Raw genomic sequence first — 18,224 nt, 5'->3', positions numbered from 1 at the left:
ATGCGGATTTCCCGGCGGCTAGTGATGATGGTGTGTGCTCTGTCCGTCGTGTCGGGCGGGCTTGCCGGCTGCGGAATTGGCGCCCAAGGGCTGGAGGATGCTCCTGCCGGTTCCGCCGACAAAACGTCCCGGGAGTCGTACGACCAGTTCGTAGCCCAGATGGACGAGATCCTGGCCGTCACCGGAGCAACCACGGGATGGACGTCTGAATACGGGTATGCATGGCCCCCGGAACCGGACAAGGCCCTGATCCCGAGGCCGTGCGACAGTGAAAACTGGAAGGATTCACCGCGTCAGATAACGCTCCAGCTCCTTGGACCGGGGACGGAGGACTTTGAAGCTGATCGGGATGCAATGATCCGGTACATGGAGGGGCGGGGTATGGAGATCAGCGGCGTCCTCGGGGATTCGTCATATCCGGAGGGGGTGGCCTGGAATGCCGTCGGCCAGGGCGCGAACGGGCTGACGATTGACTATGCCACCAGTCCGAGCCACCGGGCCGTGACTCTGTACGGAGAGTGCTCCAGCCATCCGTCCATGCAGGAGGGTGTTTCCCGCACCGCGCCCTAGCCCGCAACAGCAACGGCTGCCGAGCGAGCGGCAGCCGTTGCTGTTGCAGAACCCGTTTAGCAGGGACGCCAGGACTTGCCACCGGGTGCGTAGCAACGCGGACCGGTGTAACCGGCATACGGGTTGCTCTGCACCGGCGGGGCAGGCGCAACATACTGCTGGGTCTGGCGGTTGGCCTCCGCCTGACGGTTTGCTTCAGCCTGGGCAGCGGCAACACGGTTGGCCTCGGCCTGCTCGGCCGCAACCCGGTCCGCTTCGGCCTGGGCAGCCTGCGCGGCCTCAGCGGCAACCCGCTGCGCTTCGGCTTCCGCCGCTACACGTGCTGCCTCGTCTTCGGCGGCCTGCCGTTGATCCTGCAGGGTGACGAGCTGGTCGTGCCGGGTATGGATGGTGGACTTGGCCGCAGCAGACCGCGCCTTCAGTGCGGTGCGTTCCGCCTCGGTCAGTGCCTTCCACATCAGGTTGTCCCCGGTCTTGAGCGCGGCTTCCACGGCGTCAGCCGTTTCATCCGCAATGTTGACCAAGGCGTACACGGCGGCGACGGCGGCGGCGGCCTCATCCGCAGTGGAGCCCGTGCCGGCCGCGGCAGCGTCGGAAGCTGCTTGCTCCGCGGTTCCGACCATGGCCGGCACCGTGCATTCAATGGTGGTGCTGTACAGGCCAACCTTGTTATCCCGGGCCTCCTGATACGCCGCATCCACCGGCGGCCGGAACTTTACGTTCTTCCCGAAGGTCACCGGGAAGCCCAGGCCCGCCCGCGCCACTTCGGCGTTCATCAGTCGGTCCTTGGCGTCATATACCCCTGCAAGGGTGCGTCCGTAGCGGTCCTCGCGCTCGACGTCGTACTCCAGTTCCACGGTGCTGCCGGCCGGAAGTGCCTTCTTCAGGAATTCCGTGGCCTCCGGGCCCAGGCACTGCACGGGCTCGTTGGGGTCCTTGGTCTCGGGGGTGTCCACATTCAGCAGCCGAACGGTGACGTCCTCGTCGTCGAGGTCCACCACCAGGGTGTCGCCGTCGATCACCCGGACCACGGTCGCTTCGTCGCGGGGCTGGACCTCTGCATCGGCAGCGGCCGGCGCGGAGCAGGAGGATCCTGCCAGAACAACGACGGCGGCGGCCGCGACGGCGGCCGCCTTTCTTTTCAGTGCGGAGCGGTGAACTCCGACGGTAGTGCGATACAAAATGTTCCCCATCTATAGAAATAACCGGTAGAACTATCGGCACAAACCGTCGAGGGGGTAGCAGTAGGGCTGGAGGTGCACGGCATCGACTGAGCACATAACGGGCTATTGGCGCCCGGGGAAGCCCGGGATCTGCTCAGTAGAACGCTTCCAAAAGAGATTGTGGCCACTAAGGGTGCTGCCAACGGGCATTGCGCGGCGCAAACCTGAAAGAATGGGCAAAAGCCGGCTCGGGGGAGTTCAGCTGAAGAACCCGTTGTGGAATTCCCCGTGCCGACGCGCCACCGTCAGTCTCATGCAGGAGCCCTCCATGTCATCCGAATCATCCGCCTCGCCCTTCGCCATTGCCGACGGCGCCCGCGTTACCGTCTACGGTGCGCACGGCCGCCCTGAGCTGTCCGCGTTTGTGCCCGCCACCGCGTTCCTGGCCGAGGACAGCGGACGGTTCCCGGCCGACGTCGTTGTCCTGTTCGTTTCCACGGCGGCGGACCTGGCCCACGAACTGGCCACCGCGGCGGCCTCGGTGGAGTCGGGCGGCACGCTCTGGGTCTGCTATCCCACCGCAGAGGTGGACGGGGTGGCCCCTGACCTGAACCGCGACACCGTGGCGTCCCTGTTCGAGACGAATGACTGGGAACCGGTGGGAGACACCGTGCTCGACGGCGCGTGGTCGGCAGTGCGGGGACGTCCCGCCGGGGAGTAGTGCAAGTAAACCGGTAGGTAATCTGCTCCGTTCGAGTAGGTATCTGCTCAATTTCTCTTGTCGTAACCGCCGCAGGGTGGATATGTTGTCTGCGCCTACAAATAAGTTGACGGCCTCGGCCCTCAACGGGCGTTACAGCGTTGTATCCGCTCGATCCAGCCGCCGGGCCAGCCGGGGCCCCCTCCGCCGTGTTCCCTAGGTGCCGGGTACCCGAATTCCGTCAGCAGGATCCTTTTCGAAGGTTTCAGCATGAGCAGAATCAAAAATGTCTCGGCTATCCTCCTCGCTTTCGGCCTTGCCAGCGGCATGGCCGCGTGTGCCCCGGCGGGAACTTCGGGAGACGGGGAGGGGGAGGGCGAGGCCGCTTCCTGCAACGTCGGCATCTCCATGCCCACCCGGAGCCTGGAACGCTGGATCAATGACGGCGAGGGCCTGAAGGAAAAACTCGAGGCCAAGGACTGCACCGTGGACCTGCAGTACGCCGATGACAAAACCGACCAGCAGATCAGCCAAATCCAGAACCAGATTGCCGGCGGCGCGGAGATCCTGGTGGTCGCGGCCATCGACGGCGAGGTCCTCGGCCCCACCCTCGAGGACGCCAAGTCCCAGGACATCCAGGTGATCGCGTACGACCGCCTGATCAACGGCACCGACGCGGTGGACTACTACGCCACCTTCGACAACTACAAGGTGGGCCAGCTGCAGGGCGAGTTCATCGAGGAGCAGCTGGGCCTGGCCGACGGCAAGGGACCCTACAACCTCGAACCGTTTGCCGGCAGCCCGGATGACAACAATGCGGCGTTCTTCTTCGCCGGCGCCTGGGACGTGTTGCTGCCGTACGTTGAAAGCGGGCAGCTGGTGGTTCCCTCCGGCAAGTCCCCGGCCAGCAACGAGGACTGGACCTCCATCGGCATCCTCGGCTGGAAGTCCGCGGATGCGCAGGCGGAAATGGACAACCGGCTGCAGTCCTTCTATACGGGGGACAAGAAGGTTGACGTGGTCCTCTCCCCGAATGACAGCCTGGCCCTGGGCATCGAATCCTCCCTGGATGCCGCCGGCTACGAACCGGGCACGGACTGGCCGGTGATCACCGGCCAGGACGCCGACGTCGCCAACGTCCAGGCCATGCAGGGGGACCGCCAGTCAATGACCGTCTGGAAGGACACCCGCGAACTCGGCACCCAGGTGGAAACCATGGTGGACGCGATCGTGGCCGGTAACGAGGTGGAGGTCAACGACACCGAAACCTACGACAACGGGGTGAAAGTGGTCCCCACCTACATCCTGGAACCAGTGGTCGTCACCAAGGACACGGTCCAGGAGGAACTGGTGGACTCCGAATTCATGTCCGCTTCCGACGCCGGCCTCTGACCCGGCGCCCCTTCCGGACTGATCCCGTCCCTCCTCCGGCCAGGACCAGGGGCACGACGACGGCGGCCGCCTCCCGCCGTCGTCGTACCCCCTGGCCCGCGTAAGCGATAGCGAGAACGCGTATGAGTGACGTCATCCTGCAAATGGACGGCATTGTGAAGGAATTCAGCGGGGTCCGGGCGCTCGACGGTGTCTCCGTGGACGTAGAACGCGGCGGTGTGCACGCGATCTGCGGCGAAAACGGCGCCGGGAAATCCACCCTGATGAAGGTGCTCAGCGGGGTGTACCCGCACGGCAGCTTTGACGGGACCATCACGCTGGAGGGCCAGCCGGTCAGCTACGGCTCGATCAATGATTCCGAGCGCGACGGCATTGTGATCATCCACCAGGAGCTGGCGCTGAGCCCGTTCCTCTCCATTGCGGAGAACATTTTCCTGGGGAACGAGGTGGCGCGCGGGGGAGTGATCGACTGGCACAAAACCAACCTGGAAGCAGCGAAGCTGCTGCAGCGGGTGGGGCTGGCGGAGAACCCGGCCACCAAGATCGTGGAACTGGGCGTGGGCAAGCAGCAGCTGGTGGAGATTGCCAAGGCGTTGTCCAAGGAGGTGAAGATCCTGATCCTGGACGAGCCCACCGCCGCCCTGAACGACGACGACTCCGCCCACCTGCTCGGCCTGATCCGGCAGCTGCGCGACACCGGGATCACCTCGATCATCATTTCCCACAAGCTCAAGGAAATCCGTTCCATCGCGGACATTGTCACCGTGATCCGGGACGGGAAAACCATTGAGACCTTCGACGTGCAGGACAGCGACGAAATTGAAACCCGGATCATCCGGGCCATGGTGGGCCGGCCGCTGGACCACCAGTTCCCGGAACGCGACCCGGAAATCGGGGCGGAGAAGTTCCGGGTGGAGGACTGGACCGTGCACCACCCCATAGACGTGGACCGCGTGGTAGTGGACCGGGCGTCCTTCAACGTGCGGGCCGGGGAGATTGTCGGGTTTGCCGGGCTGATGGGCGCCGGCCGGACCGAGCTGGCCATGAGCATTTTCGGCCGCTCCTACGGCAGCGGCATTTCCGGGCGGGTCTTCAAGGACGGCGTCGAAATCCGCACCCGCACCGTGGACGAGGCGATCGGCCACGGCATTGCGTACGTCAGCGAGGACCGGAAACGGTACGGGCTGAACCTGATCGGCAGCGTCACCGTGAACGTGTCCGCAGCGGCGCTGGGCAAACTGGCCCGGCTGGGCATCATCGACCGGAACCGCGAATACGGGGTGGCCGATGACTACCGCAAACGGATGAACATCCGCACCCCCAGCGTCTCGTCCCTGGTGGAGAACCTCTCCGGCGGGAACCAGCAGAAGGTGGTGCTGAGCAAGTGGATCTACTCCGGGCCGGAAGTGCTGATCCTGGACGAACCGACCCGGGGGATCGACGTCGGCGCCAAGTTTGAAATCTACGGAATCATCAATGAAATGGCGGCGCAGGGCAAGGCAGTCATTGTCATTTCCAGTGAACTGCCCGAACTGATCGGGCTCGCGGACCGCATCTACACCATTGCCGAGGGCCGGCTCACCGCCGAAGTGCCGCGGGCCAAGGCCACGCAGGAGGAACTGATGCGCCACATGACCGCCGACCGGACCCAAGCTGACCGGACCCAAGGAGCACAAGCCTCGTGACCACCACAACTCCAGAGCAGGCCATGGCCCCGCTGCCGCCCAAGCCCGGAAAGACCGGCAAGAAACGACGCCGGGTGGACCTGCGCGCGTACGGCATCCTCGGCGCGCTGGCCGTGATCATCCTGCTGTTCCAGATCCTCACCGGCGGCCGGCTGCTCTACCCCGGCAACGTCAGCAACCTGTTCCAGCAGAACGCGTACGTGCTGATCCTGGCCATCGGCATGGTGATTGTCATCATCGCCGGGCACATCGACCTGTCCGTGGGGTCGGTGGTGGCCACGGTCGGGGCCATTGCCGCGCTGGCCATGAACAACTGGGGGATGCCCTGGTGGGCGGCGGTGCTGCTCTCCCTCGTCGTCGGCGCCGTGATCGGTGCCTGGCAGGGGTTCTGGGTGGCGTTTGTCGGGATCCCGGCGTTCATCGTCACCCTGGCCGGGATGCTGGTGTTCCGCGGCACGGCCCTGATCCTGCTCACCGGCGGCACCATCAGCGGCCTGCCCCGCCCGTACACGGCAATCAGCAGCGGCACGCTGCCGTCCACCGGCACACCGGACCTGGTGACGCTGGGCATCGGGGCGCTCGCGTGCGTGGCGCTGGTGGTGCAGCAGCTGCGGGGCCGGGCGGACCTGCGCCGGCTGGACCTGCCGCGCGAACGCAACGGGTCTTTCATCTTCAAGATCGCGCTCGCCGTGGTGGCGATCATGTACCTCTGCTACCTGCTCGCCTACAGCCGTGGCATGCCGATCATCGTGGTCATCCTGGCGGTGCTGGTGCTTGCCTATTCGTTCCTGCTGAACCGCACGGTGTTCGGCCGGCACGTCTACGCGATGGGCGGGAACCTGAACGCGGCCATGATGTCCGGCGTGAAGACCCAGTGGGTGAACTTCTTTGTGTTCGTGAATATGGGGTTCCTGGCCGGGCTGGCCGCAGTGGTCAGCACCGCCCGGGCCGGCGGTGCCGTGGCCTCGGCCGGCGGCGGGTTTGAGCTGGATGCGATTGCCGCCGTGTTCATTGGCGGGGCGTCGGTGCAGGGCGGCGTGGGCACCGTGGTGGGCGCAGTGATCGGCGGCCTGGTCATGGGCGTGCTGAACCAGGGCCTGTCCATCCTGTCCGTTGACGCCGCCTGGCAGCAGGTGATCAAGGGTTTGGTGCTGCTGGCCGCGGTGGCCTTCGGGTTCAGCCGGCGCAAGGCGCGGTAGGAGGTTTTTGCCCTTTTCGCCGGCGGGGCGGGAGGCCTACTCTGGCGAGGTACTGTCCGCGTAAGGAACCCCGTAAGGAACGCCCGCAAGGAACCCCCACAAGGAGACAGCTATGCCCAGCCAGATGAATCCCTACCTCAGCTTCCGGGACAACGCCCGGGAGGCGATGGACTTCTACCAGAGCGTGTTCGGCGGCACGCTGGAATCCAGCACGTTCGCCGACATGAACATGGCTGACGACCCCGCCGAGGGCAACAAGATCATGCACTCCGCCCTGACCACCGACAACGGCTTTGTGCTGATGGCCTCGGACACGCCGTCGGGCATGAACCTGAACGAGGGCAGCAGCTACTCCATCTCACTCAGCGGCAACGACGCGGAGGAACTGCGCGGCTACTGGGATCGGCTGCTCGACGGCGGCCAGATGGACCTGCCGTTGGAGAGGGCGCCGTGGGGTGACCTGTTCGGGATGCTGACGGACCGGTTCGGGACGAGCTGGATGATCAGCATCGAGGGGCAGGACTCGTAGGGCCGGCTGCTCTACTGGATCGGAGTCTCGCGGTAGAGCACGAGGTGCTCGTGGTAGAGGACGCCGTCGCGGATGTCGCCGGTTGCGGTGAAGCCGGTGTCGTCCCGGTAGTCCAGGTGGGCTCCGGTGACCGTGTAGCTGCCGGTGTAGGCGCTGGCCCGGTCGCCGCGTGCTTCGTCGTAGCGTCCGTTGGGCAGCAGTTCCTGCCGGATGTAGCCGTCTGCGGTCACCCACATACCGACGACGTCGAGGTCCTGGGTCTTGCTGCCGTGCGTTGCCATGCTGAGTTCTCCTAGGGGTCGTGCCGGGAAGTGCCGGGAGTCGGGAAGAATCGAGGTAGATCCCGGCAGTCTTGGTTTCGAGCCTAGGGAGAATCCCGTCGTCGAGCATGGGTGCGCTTCACCCACCCTTGGTGGCAATCGATAGGCTGGTGACATGGGGGAAGACAATCTGGGGGCGTTCCTGCGGGCCCGCCGCAACGCTGCGGACGCAGCTTTGTATCCGTTCGCCAGCCACACCCGACGCCGGGTGCCCGGGCTGCGGCGCGAAGAAGTTGCCGAACTGGCGGGGCTGAGCACCGACTACTACCTGCGCCTGGAGCAGGGCCGCGAGAAGAACCCGTCCGGGCAGGTTCTCACCGCCCTGTCGGCGGCACTGCAGATGACCCGGCACCAGGACGAGCGCCTGCACCTGCTCGCCGGGCGCTCGCCGCAGCGGACCTCGTCCCCTCGGGCGGTGGATCCCTCGCTGGCACACCTGCTGGAAACGTCCACGGATTCGGCCGCGTTCATTCTGGATTCACTGCTGAACATCACGCAGCTCAACCCGTTGGCGGAGGCGCTCTTTAGCGGCTTCGCGGACGAGGGGAACTTTGCCCGGAACGTGTTCCTGGACCCGGCGGGCCGGCACTTCTTCGCCGACTGGAACCGGGCGGCCGAGTCCTGTGTCGGCGCGCTGCGCACCACCATGGATTTCCACCCCGATCGGCAGGAACGGGAGGCGCTGATCGCCGAGCTGCGGACCGACTCGGAGTTCGACCGGTTGTGGCAGTTGTTTTCGGTCGAGCCGAAAACACGGGAGGGCAAGGTCCTGCACCACGAGCGGGCCGGCACGATTGCCGTCACCTTCTATACCTTCCAGGTGGCAGAAGCACCGGGGCAGCAACTGGTGGTGTACGAGGCCGAGGCCGACGGTTCCAGCCAGCAGCGGATGAAATCACTGCTGGCTGTGCGGTCCTGATGGCCGCGCGCCCCTAAAAGCCGCGCGGCCCTAGCCGGACTGCTCTGCCGCCCATTCCGCGACCCGGCGGGCGCTTTCCTCCTCGGACTGCTCTGCCGCCCATTCCGCGACCCGGCGGGCGCTTTCCTCCTCGGACAGGTCTTCCACCCGGCTCATCACGGACCAGCGCACCCCGAACGGGTCGCGGATACTGGCGAACCGGTCTCCCGAGACGAAGGTGCTCAGCGGTTCCCGGATGGTCGCGCCGGCGGCTTCGGCCCGCGCCACGGTCTCGTCTGCGTTGGCGCAGTAGAGGCCCATGGAATAGCAGTCCTCGTCGCCGGACGGCATCGGGACCAGCCCGAACTGCGCGTTCGGTTCGCCCAGCTGGAGCCGCCCGGTGCCGAAGTCCAGGTCCGCATGCACCACCACCCCGCCCATCTCGGTGATGTCGACGGGCCGGGCGCCAAAGACGTCCCGGTAGAAGTCGATCGCGGCCCGGGCATCCGGGACGGCCAGGAACGGGGTCAGGGTGGTGGCACCGTGCGGTATGCCGTTGGTGGTGTGGGTTCCGGTGACGCCGGCCGGGGTCTTGCCGGTTGTCCCGGTGTTCGGTGTGCTTGAATTCGGTGTGTTTGTTGTAGTCATGGTGCCAGCGTAGGCAGCGCGGCAGGGGCCGGGCTTGAAGATTCGCGACAGGGTCCGGGCAACCGGTTCAGGAAGTTCATTGCGGGGATAGGGGAGCGATGGTCGAGCAATGGCGCGGCACCTTGTACCCGGCACGGCTGCCTGAGTTCCACCGGATCCTGCCGGCGGAAGAGTTGGCGGACCGGGTCCGCTGGGTGTGGATTCCGGAATGGAACCTTGCTCCGGGGCGGGTGTCCCGGCAGGAGGTCCTGCCCTTTCCAGCGTTGAACCTTGTGGTGGACAAGGACGGGGTCACGCTTTCCGGTCCGGCCACCCGGCGGTCCTTCCGCGACCTGTCCGGCCGGGGCTGGGCGGTGGGCCTGCTGCTGCGTCCCGCCGCAGTGCCGGTATTCACTGACGATCCGGGCAGCATGCGCGACACTGAAATCCCGGTCAATGCTCCGGACTTGCTGGCCGCGGTGGTGGAAGCGATGGCCGGCGAGCCAGAGGGGGACGACGACGCGGCCGGGGCCGACCGCGAAGGTGCCGGGGCCGGCGTCGTACCGCATGCCGCCGTCGACCCCGCTGAGGTGCGCCGCACTGCCGCCGTCGCCACGGCCGCCCGTTGGCTGGAAGCACACGTTCCCGCTCCCGACGCCGAGGGGCAGCTCGCGAACCGGCTGGAGGACCTGATTCCGGCGGATGCGTCGATCACCCGGGTGGACCAGCTTGCCGGGCAGCTCGGCGTCTCGGTGCGGACGGTGCAGCGCCTAGCCCGGCGATATGTCGGCTTGCCGCCGCTGGCCATGATCCGCCGCTACCGGCTGCAGGAGGCGGCGGAACGGCTGCGGCTGCATCCGGAAACCGCCATTGCCGACGTTGCCGCCGACCTGGGCTATGCCGACCACGCGCACCTGGCCGCCGACTTCCGTGAGGTGCTCGGCTTCACACCCAGCGGCTACCGCCGCTCCGCGGCTGAGTCCTAGCGGCACCGCCGGCGCTTTTCGGAATTGACCGAGCCTGCGATAAGACTTAACCCGTGATCACCACTGCCATTACGCCCTCACTCGTTCGCGGCGCCGCGGAACTCGAAACCGCCGCCCGGGGGCTGCGGCCGCACCGGCTGCCCGCATCGGTGCGTACACGTTTCCCCGATCCGCAGCTGATGATGGCCGAGTCCCAGCCCTCCGGCGTCCGGCTGGTGTTCACGACGACGGCGGAACAGGTCGAGCTGGTCACGCATCCCACGCGTGTGGTCTACCTGGGCGCGGACCGGCCGCGGGGATTCGTTGACCTGCTGGTCGACGGCGAGCTGGTGCACAGCGACGAGCTCACCGGCGGTTCGTACACCGAGGTGAACATGTCCACCGGGGCGAGCCGGCATGTGGACGGGGAGTCGCACGTCAGCGCGTTTTCCTTGCCTGCGGGATCCAAGCTGGTGGAGATCTGGCTGCCGCACAACGAAGCGGTGGAGCTGGTCGAGCTGCGGTCGGACGCTCCGCTGGCGGCGCACGACTCCGGGCGGCCGGTGTGGCTGCATCACGGCAGCTCGATCAGCCACGGCTCCAATGCCGCGACGCCGTCGGGCATCTGGCCTGCGGTGGCGGCGCGGCTTGGCGGGGTGGAGCTGCACAACCTGGGCCTGGGCGGCAGCGCCCTGGTGGACCCGTTTACCGCGCAGGTGATGCGGGATACCTCGGCGGACCTGATCAGCGTGAAGCTGGGCATCAACGTGGTGAACATGGATTCGATGCGGCTGCGTGCGTTTGTGCCGGCGGTGCACGGGTTCCTGGACACCATCCGCGAAGGGCATCCGGAAATCCCGCTGGTGCTCATTTCGCCGATCTTCTGCGGCATCCATGAGGACACTCCCGGGCCCGGTGCTTTCGATCCGTCGTCGTTTGGGACGGGGCAGGTGAAGTTCATTGCCACCGGTGCGGCGGAGGGTGTGGCTGCGGGCCAGCTGACGCTGCGGGTGATCCGCGAGGCGTTGGAGTCGCTGGTGGAGCGGCGCGCGGAGGATCCGAATCTGTTCTATCTGGACGGGCTGAGTCTGTACGGGGCCGGGGATGCTGAGGAGCATCCGTTGCCTGATGCGTTGCATCCTGACGCCGCTACGCACCAGCTGATCGGGGAGCGGTTTGCGAAGTATGCCTTTGCGGCTGAGGGGCCGTTTGGGAAGGTGGCTGAAGATACAGATTGTCCGGCGCAAGCCTGATACTCATACTGACTGGTGGAAGTACGGACCCGGCAAGTATTCGATGGGGCTAGCGGGAGCAGCTGCATGCCGTTAGAACGCGACGAGCGACGAAAGCGTTCGCCATTGTATTCTGCGGGGCCGGTTCCATCCGACGGTTATGCTCAGTAAATGACACTGGGGGAAACAGGTAAATCGTGGAGCGACGCAGAGATCGTTCTGACCATTGAAGCGTATTTCCGGATGCTTCGGTCTGAGCTGGAGGGGAAGCCGTATAACAAGCGCGCGGCCAATCGAAAGCTCCAGGAACAGATAGGCAGAAGCCCCGGAGCTATTGAGTTCAAGCACAGCAACATAAGTCACGTACTGCGTGAAATGGGCTCGCTGTATATCGAGGGATACAAACCACGAAGTAATGTTCAGGAAGCGCTGCGCAGCGCTGTGCAAGCGGAACGCCAGAGCAATTACGACCTCGACTCCCTCATGCTGAAGGTGATCGATACACCGGAGATCGGGCCCACTGACTACCTCTTGGAGGAGGTTGCCCCACCGGTGGTCGAAGTCTCCGAAGAAATTTTTCACGGGCATTCCGCTGGACGGATTGATTTTCCGAGAGTTGAAGCGATGAAGAGAGCGCTAGGACTTGCCGGAGAAGAATCAACCGTGGAGTTTGAGCAGCTCCGGTTGCATGCCGCTGGGCGTATGGATCTGGCGAAGAAAGTTCAGCATGTGTCCGTGTCTGAAGGAGACGGTCTGGGGTACGACATTCGTTCGTTCAATACCGACGGAAGCAGCAGGTTCATCGAGGTCAAGACTACTCGCAGGTCAAAGGAGTGGCCCTTTTTCGTGAGCCGCAACGAGTTGAGGTTCAGCAGGGAAGAGCCAATGAACTACTACTTATATAGATTGTTCCAGTTCGGCAAGCCAAAGCAGGCGTTTTATACCCTCCGAGGGTCACTTGAGGAAAGCTGCGTCTTGCGGCCGTACGACTATTCCGCTGTACCTCGCAGTTCCTGAGCAGACGAGATCTCGACCAGAGGGGGCAGTCCATGCCTATATGGTTACCGTGGTGTCCCAGCGTCTCCGACATCCTGCTGTTCCCCGATGGGTGCGTAGGCGCCGCCGTCATCGACGGCGGCGCCTCATCAACTCGGATCTAGCACGACACCGGTGAGCTCCGAGGACTCGGGAACAATCTTGGTGGAACTGGCAGAGGAACAAAGTCGCGTCATCTTTATCCAGCCGTCTACCCAGGGGCTCACGAGGTGCCGACAGACCGTGGGCCAGAAATCAGCGTGCTTCTACGGTCGGTTCATCTCGGCGGTCGGGTACCAGAACGCTGAAGCCGGCCTTGCCCTTCGGCGCAGCAGCATGGGGGAGGGCCCACGAGAAAAGTGTCGCTATATCTTCGGGACTGACCACATCAGGATTCAAACCAGCTGGGTTGGAGAATGGTCCTTGGTCGCCCCACTGATCTGCAGCAAGGGTCACTATGACGGCACCCGTCGTGCGGGAAGACGAATCGTTTGGTTCTTTCTTACTAGTGAAATTTTTCTCAAGAGGCTGTCGCGTCCACCGGGATGATCCGGAGAAATCGCCGCGTGCACGTCTCTTTCGCTCAATGATCGGGAAGTCAGTGGCCCCCGTCTCATCAAGATCGATCATTCGAGTGACTACATCCTTAGGTATTGGCATTACGACCTTGAAGTGCGTGATGCTTCCCTTCCCAATTGATTCTTCAACAAACTTAATATCTGCGTCAGCGAGGCCAGGCTTACTCCAAGCGAAACCGCGTAGGGCGTCAACAACTAGTTGCGCGGGGACAAGTCCGGCTCGCGCCTTATAAGAAGATAGTTCCCCGGTTACTGTCTTGTATTCGAACGACTCCCTATTCGTGAGTAGACGCAGGACGGGGGCGATGGCTTTCAAGTTTTCGCGATTTCGGTTTTGCTTCGGATGGCGAGGAGGGAGATAGAAAAAATCCTTGAAACGATCGCCCTTTGCATATTGAACAATCTGGGCGTTGTACATTCGACTGCGAGCTGTGGGTCGGAGCCATGGCAAACTCTGTGACACCAGCGGTGGTATCTCAATTGGACGCACCTGAGGCTGGCCGTTTTCATCGAGCTCAGCAAACTGCTCAAGCTGATCACGAAATTCTTCCTCATCACCAATAATTGACTCGAAAGCCTCATAGAGATCGTAGGTCTGAGAGCTCTTAGCTGAAGCTGGAACATTGCGCCCGATGTATAGCCGCACGAGATCCCGATAGCCAGGGCGGTACCCGAACCAACGGCCCATCTGCATCAGGGTGTCCGCTGCCAGTGCTTTGCGTGAGTACCAAGTTACCGTGAGCCCTTCGATTGTGTAGCCGCGAGAGAGCTTGGCTCCACCCACGAGTATTTTCCAAACGGGCCCCTTCTGGAAATCCGCTCCAGCCTGGGTGTACTCACTGTCTTTATCGCCGTTCACGACAGCAATTGGCCGGAGGCCGTTCTCTACACGCTTTATAACTTCTGGCAGATAAACTGCAACGTCATCAAACGAGGACGGAATTAGGTGCATTCGTGGATCGGGTAACTCAATATCAGTCCTGCATGCCAGATCCTGCATTACGATGGAATAATCATCTTCCCAGAGCTTCGCCAAGCGGTCATATCCGTCAAACCCAAGATAATCCGACCGCTTCCATAGCCGATGGATTTCGTCAGCGAGAGCATTGTGCTCTACCTGCTTCACCGATTCGTGAAAGAGCATCGTGTGGTGCTTGAAGTCCCCCCGGCTGCCTCTTGCTTCGCGCCATAGTTTGATTACTCCGGAGAGAACAAATGAATCTACGGACCGCTGCATTTCGCATTCTCGGTCTTCGGCCATATCCGGCGTTGAACGAATATCCCTCACATATGCCGCCTGATTACTGGTTGCGGGGGTCTTTTCCTCGTCGGGACCGAGGACTAACTGACGGTCATGAAAGGACCTACCGCCCATGTAGGCGTCGGGAGGAGTCAAACTGAAAATAAAGTCCTTGGGATAGATATCATCGACGTCTGACGCATCGATAAAGACGTTTGCAAACGGGGTTGCGGTGTATCCGACGTACTGGGAGCGCGGCAATATACCCAGCAGTTCCGACAGGAGCTTGTTGATTGCAGTGCGCTCCCTTGTTTGTTTATTTTCTTCCTCCTGTTCTTCCTTAGATAGCTTCACGGGAGGTTTCTTGGTATTGATGCCAGCCTGGTCGGCCTCATCGTCAATAATCAAAGCCGGATAGTCTTGAGTGTTGCCTCTAATCTGTTTGAGATCTTTGATTAGTTTGCGCAGGACTGTGGCGTTCTTCTTGATCACAACCAGACGAACGGGGGTGTCCCACAGGTTGTCTGGATGGTAAATCTTCTGCTCCGGATTACGGATATGGGATTTATAGTCCAATGTGCTGAGGCCCGCGCGAAGAGATTTATAATCGTCACTGCTTTTCGTAAGGCGAATAATATGCGGGACACCCGGAACGCTCTCTGGGTCGTAGCCGAACTTTACGAACTTGTCGCCCGCTAGCCAGTCGGCGTCCTGGTTAGCAATATAGTCGATGGTTTCGCGTGCGAGCATTTCGTCCGACAGATCGATTCCGCCTACGATGTTCTCGAAGCCGACCAGTTCCTTATCGAGCCGGCGTTGGGTTTGGCTTCGAAGGAGCTCGAGAGTGCCGGTCAGGACGATGATGAGGCGGTAGCCAGCATCGATGGCTTTTGCCACTGTGCCGGTAAAGTTCGCTGTCTTCCCGCTTTGGACATGACCTACGACGAGGCCTTTTGCTTGGTAGGTTTCGTCCCACGTGGGGTCCGCGAACCTGCTGACTATCTGGGTAGTTGACTCATCCAGTGCGACGATGGCATCAGGATCGAAACCTCGGCGTTTGAGTATCCCCTGATATACATCCCAATAGTGGCTACGTGCTCGACGGTCTGACGAATACCATGGCCATCGCCCATCCGTGGGATTGGCGACCATGACGCCAGCGTTGATGACGGGGTAGAAGGAGTTGATGGCCTCAAAATCGTGCTCGGAAAAACCGAGTCTGCTCAGTACGTAGGCCCGGCGTTCCCTGCCTTTTGGCTGGATGGCTGCTTGCGGTGCCTCGCTAAGCCAATGGGAATCTGTTGTTTGATCCCACCGGGACAACGCCAATCGGAATTCGACCTGGGTGGAATCGTTCGGATCACCTTCCGCCGTGAGGAGGTCAGTCAGTTCCTCACGCGTGATCGTCTCCACGCCGTCTTCCTCCAGAGAAAAATTGACACGACCGAGGAGGGGTTTGGGTCCTTTTTCAGCAATCATCGCGATGGCGCTGGTGATTGCGTCTTTTTTGGTTTCGGTTTGGAACATCAAGACCTCCGTAAAAGCGTATCGGCATAAGTGGAGAATCCACTTAGTGTTTCAGGAACAGTTGCCGAATCTAGGTGTGAAACATCCGTCCGGTATGAAATATCTGACAAGTGCTCGTAGTTGAGAATTACTCGGCGTAGAACAGCATCCTGGAGAGAGGGAAATCGGTCGTCCACGGGGTAGAACGCCGGGTGGGACCGGAGCATGTACTTACGGCGATATGATTCGACGTCCGATGCCCGCCATCCAAGGTGGGCCATGTAGCCGTTAAAAGCGAGGTCCTCATACCCAAGGAGGGACTGAATGTCTTCTACCAGGTCTACAAGGCTAAATGCCCTGTCTGCGCCGCCGGCAGCGGTGACTTGAATGGACAGGAACATAAGAGGGCGGTTTGCGGTGGGTTCAAGTTGAGTAGCTGACCCGATGCGGTGAATGCGCCGTTCTAACCTGGTGGTTTTAACTTCCAAGTCAAAAGTATTGAACGAGAAGTCGTGTTGCTCTGCCTCCGGTCCTAGCCACGAGGCAAGGGCCAGCCCCGGGTCTATGGTGCAGAGATGCCTCAGGAGCAAAAGTTCCCCCAGGAGTCCTGTTTGCTTCTCTGGACTCAGCAGCTTGCGGCTCCGAAGGAGTAACTCATATTCGGCGATACCGTGTGAGATTGCGGTGGCGAAGAAATGTCCGTGTTGTAGTTCCTCGACGATTTTGGCGATAAATGTGTATGCGGCGTACCGCATTCCGTTAGCTGCGAGACGGAGTATGAAACAATTCCGATCCGGGTCTGTGACATAGTCAATTTCGATGTTCTCGAAAAGACTTAGATCTGGGTAGGATCCGTCGGCAGGGACGCGTAGTTCCATGTATTCCGTGGCAGGTTCGATGCGGAGTTCGCACCTGGGGCTTTGGGAGAGCAGATGCACGACGGTATTTGGGGACCTGAAGTATCGCTCAATAGTTTCGGGGTCAAGTCTCCGGCCCTCTTCGGATGAAGGCCAAATCATTTGCTAGTTCCCCCACTCGGCACTTCGTTTTGGTCTCGGTACTGGCCTATGCAGCCGAAATCCTCAGCGAATGCACGCAAGAGCACGTTATTCAAGATATGATGCCTGTCTTCCCGCACGCCGGTCCACCTTTTCTCAACTTTAAAGTCCTCTTCCAGGAGGAAGTAGAGGAAAGTCTTTAGGAGTTGTCCGTCTCGGTTACTCAGCCTGCCCACGGACCCATAAACTTTTCGGATAACTTCCGCATTAACGTCGATGCGGCGGGCGATGCGATCTGCGCGAAACAACTCCGTGGACGGGAGTGTGACGAAACGCAGGTCGATCGGGTCAAAATCAGCAAATTCTTGAAGATCTCCGAGGTCTGATAGGACGGCTGGATTCAGACCTACAGCGGGTTCTACTAGTCGTATCGCTTGGCGCTTCGATTTCTTCGAGACTTTGTAGTGACGTTGAAGATCGTCAAAGTACGAGTCCAAATACAAAGCCGAAGGACCCGAGGTGCGGGCACTAACCATAGCCTTGGTGAAATCGGCTGAGTATACTGGTGTCACCTTCTCAGGGTTCAGCGCTATGTAATGCTCGTTGTCCGGACCTAAGTCGATTTTTATCCTGCCGAGCCCTAACTCTTTCTTTTGGAGACGGAGGCCCGCCCAGTTGTGTCCCCCGGACAAAAGACGGTCACGTCGGTACAGATAGATTCCCTGTCTGGCTTCTCCTGGCTCGCCATACAAATCGAAGGCAGGAGAGCTCAAACGTGGAGGAAACACATGTGCCTCGATCACGCACGATGCTCCGTTGGGGAGTTCGATGACGAATTCCCGCGGATAACCCTCCTGCTTCAGGGAATCCTCAAAGGGGTCGATAGGGTCGACTTGCAATGGAGGCAGGGTTCTTTCGCGTTCGACATCGAAAGTGTCTAAGTCAATTTCAACGCTGCCTCGCTGCAGATGGCGGTGAAAGGTCACACCCAGATGTTCGCGGATCGAACGAAGTTTAGCGTTTCTCCATTCAACCAGTTCGCCTTGATCGGATGTGTGGATTATATCTTTGAGGCCGCGCCACTCCACCAACGTGCCGCTCGTCAGGTCAATGCCTGGGACGGCATCGAGCCGTTCGGATGCCGCACCTGGATCCATTACACCGACGCTGTAATCCTCGCTCACCGTCTGATCCATTCGCCGGCCCACGGCCGGGGCCCATTTCTGACGAGAGTAGATTTCGAAGGCGGTGGCCTGCGAAAGGGACGCTGCCTTTAGACCGAGTCCGAAGTGCCCAAGGTCTTGAGACGAGTACTCGCGACGGGCACCAAACGTCATTGCCCGTTTGACCCCCTCAGCTGTAAGGCCTTTGCCATTATCGATTATTTGGAGTCCGAGAATGGCGGTGCCCCGCTGGATGAACCGAATCCGAATGCGGCTGGCTTTGGCATCAATGGAGTTGTCGACTAGGTCGGCGATAGCGCTCGTGAGGTCATGGTGCGTTCCTATCGCCGCAATTGTGGAGGGAGCCGGCAAGACGGTCTCGATGGACCATTGCCGTTCGTCCAGCCCATATCCATTCATGTCT

At 61.6% G+C, this 18,224-nt stretch carries 16 protein-coding genes; 10 read left to right on the top strand and 6 right to left on the bottom strand.

What is annotated here, in order from left to right:
* Positions 1 to 570 carry a hypothetical protein gene (locus tag LOC57_RS11930; protein ID WP_229959931.1) on the top strand — a complete coding sequence of 190 codons (570 nt, stop codon included), beginning with the start codon at positions 1 to 3 and terminating at the stop codon, positions 568 to 570.
* A gap of 56 nt (positions 571 to 626) precedes the next feature.
* On the opposite strand, the gene LOC57_RS11925 is transcribed toward LOC57_RS11930, so the two are convergent.
* Positions 627 to 1,751 (bottom strand): thermonuclease family protein, encoded by a 1,125-nt coding sequence (locus LOC57_RS11925; protein ID WP_229959929.1) that lies wholly within the window; start codon positions 1,749 to 1,751, stop codon positions 627 to 629.
* Between the two features lie 310 nt (positions 1,752 to 2,061).
* On the opposite strand from LOC57_RS11925, the gene LOC57_RS11920 reads away from it, so the two are divergent.
* The 5 genes from LOC57_RS11920 (at position 2,062) to LOC57_RS11900 (ending at position 7,238) form a co-directional block, all read left to right on the top strand.
* A complete protein-coding gene (locus tag LOC57_RS11920; protein ID WP_227913432.1) occupies positions 2,062 to 2,454 on the top strand; it encodes a hypothetical protein in 393 nt (130 codons plus the stop codon).
* 249 nt (positions 2,455 to 2,703) lie between these two features.
* Positions 2,704 to 3,825, top strand: a complete 1,122-nt coding sequence (chvE, locus tag LOC57_RS11915; protein ID WP_229959928.1) for a multiple monosaccharide ABC transporter substrate-binding protein — start codon at positions 2,704 to 2,706, stop codon at positions 3,823 to 3,825.
* A 122-nt stretch (positions 3,826 to 3,947) separates the two neighbouring features.
* Entirely contained in the window at positions 3,948 to 5,510 is a 1,563-nt protein-coding gene (gene mmsA, locus LOC57_RS11910; RefSeq protein WP_229959926.1) for a multiple monosaccharide ABC transporter ATP-binding protein, read from the top strand.
* Positions 5,511 to 5,533: 23 nt separating this feature from the next.
* The gene (gene mmsB, locus LOC57_RS11905) at positions 5,534 to 6,709 is read left to right on the top strand and encodes a multiple monosaccharide ABC transporter permease (RefSeq protein ID WP_229960078.1); all 1,176 of its coding nucleotides are present in this window, start codon (positions 5,534 to 5,536) and stop codon (positions 6,707 to 6,709) included.
* Between the two features lie 112 nt (positions 6,710 to 6,821).
* On the top strand, positions 6,822 to 7,238 hold the full coding sequence (locus LOC57_RS11900; protein ID WP_229959924.1) for a VOC family protein: 417 nt from the start codon (positions 6,822 to 6,824) through the stop codon (positions 7,236 to 7,238).
* A gap of 11 nt (positions 7,239 to 7,249) precedes the next feature.
* Here the strand turns inward: LOC57_RS11900 and LOC57_RS11895 are convergent, their stop codons facing one another.
* The gene (locus LOC57_RS11895; RefSeq protein ID WP_229959922.1) at positions 7,250 to 7,519 is read right to left on the bottom strand and encodes an Atu4866 domain-containing protein; all 270 of its coding nucleotides are present in this window, start codon (positions 7,517 to 7,519) and stop codon (positions 7,250 to 7,252) included.
* Between the two features lie 154 nt (positions 7,520 to 7,673).
* Here LOC57_RS11895 and LOC57_RS11890 point away from each other — a divergent pair, with 154 nt between their 5' ends.
* Entirely contained in the window at positions 7,674 to 8,477 is an 804-nt protein-coding gene (locus LOC57_RS11890) for a helix-turn-helix domain-containing protein (RefSeq protein WP_229959920.1), read from the top strand.
* Positions 8,478 to 8,507: 30 nt separating this feature from the next.
* On the opposite strand, the gene LOC57_RS11885 is transcribed toward LOC57_RS11890, so the two are convergent.
* The gene (locus LOC57_RS11885) at positions 8,508 to 9,104 is read right to left on the bottom strand and encodes a VOC family protein (RefSeq protein WP_229959918.1); all 597 of its coding nucleotides are present in this window, start codon (positions 9,102 to 9,104) and stop codon (positions 8,508 to 8,510) included.
* A 98-nt stretch (positions 9,105 to 9,202) separates the two neighbouring features.
* On the opposite strand from LOC57_RS11885, the gene LOC57_RS11880 reads away from it, so the two are divergent.
* From LOC57_RS11880 to LOC57_RS11870, 3 genes are all read left to right on the top strand, one after another.
* On the top strand, positions 9,203 to 10,069 hold the full coding sequence (locus tag LOC57_RS11880; RefSeq protein ID WP_229959916.1) for a helix-turn-helix transcriptional regulator: 867 nt from the start codon (positions 9,203 to 9,205) through the stop codon (positions 10,067 to 10,069).
* Positions 10,070 to 10,122: 53 nt separating this feature from the next.
* Complete coding sequence (locus tag LOC57_RS11875; protein WP_229959914.1) at positions 10,123 to 11,301, top strand: GDSL-type esterase/lipase family protein; 1,179 nt, start codon at positions 10,123 to 10,125, stop codon at positions 11,299 to 11,301.
* A gap of 150 nt (positions 11,302 to 11,451) precedes the next feature.
* Positions 11,452 to 12,297: a DUF3883 domain-containing protein gene (locus tag LOC57_RS11870; RefSeq protein ID WP_229959912.1), complete on the top strand. Its 846-nt coding sequence runs from the start codon at positions 11,452 to 11,454 to the stop codon at positions 12,295 to 12,297.
* Positions 12,298 to 12,570: 273 nt separating this feature from the next.
* On the opposite strand, the gene LOC57_RS11865 is transcribed toward LOC57_RS11870, so the two are convergent.
* Genes LOC57_RS11865 through LOC57_RS11855 form a run of 3 tightly spaced genes read right to left on the bottom strand, consistent with a single transcriptional unit; the run spans position 12,571 to position 18,220 of the window.
* Positions 12,571 to 15,660, bottom strand: a complete 3,090-nt coding sequence (locus tag LOC57_RS11865; RefSeq protein ID WP_229959910.1) for a Z1 domain-containing protein — start codon at positions 15,658 to 15,660, stop codon at positions 12,571 to 12,573.
* Positions 15,660 to 16,658: a PD-(D/E)XK motif protein gene (locus tag LOC57_RS11860; RefSeq protein ID WP_229959908.1), complete on the bottom strand. Its 999-nt coding sequence runs from the start codon at positions 16,656 to 16,658 to the stop codon at positions 15,660 to 15,662. The genes LOC57_RS11865 and LOC57_RS11860 overlap by 1 nt, the downstream gene beginning before the upstream one ends.
* Positions 16,655 to 18,220: an ATP-binding protein gene (locus tag LOC57_RS11855; RefSeq protein WP_229959906.1), complete on the bottom strand. Its 1,566-nt coding sequence runs from the start codon at positions 18,218 to 18,220 to the stop codon at positions 16,655 to 16,657. The genes LOC57_RS11860 and LOC57_RS11855 overlap by 4 nt, the downstream gene beginning before the upstream one ends.
* Positions 18,221 to 18,224: the final 4 nt, after the last annotated feature.

Source organism: Arthrobacter sp. zg-Y750 (genome assembly GCF_020907365.1).
Taxonomy (GTDB): domain Bacteria; phylum Actinomycetota; class Actinomycetes; order Actinomycetales; family Micrococcaceae; genus Arthrobacter_B.
The sequence above is the reverse complement of the archived record's forward strand: the minus strand, read 5'-3'. Positions and strand labels throughout refer to the sequence as shown.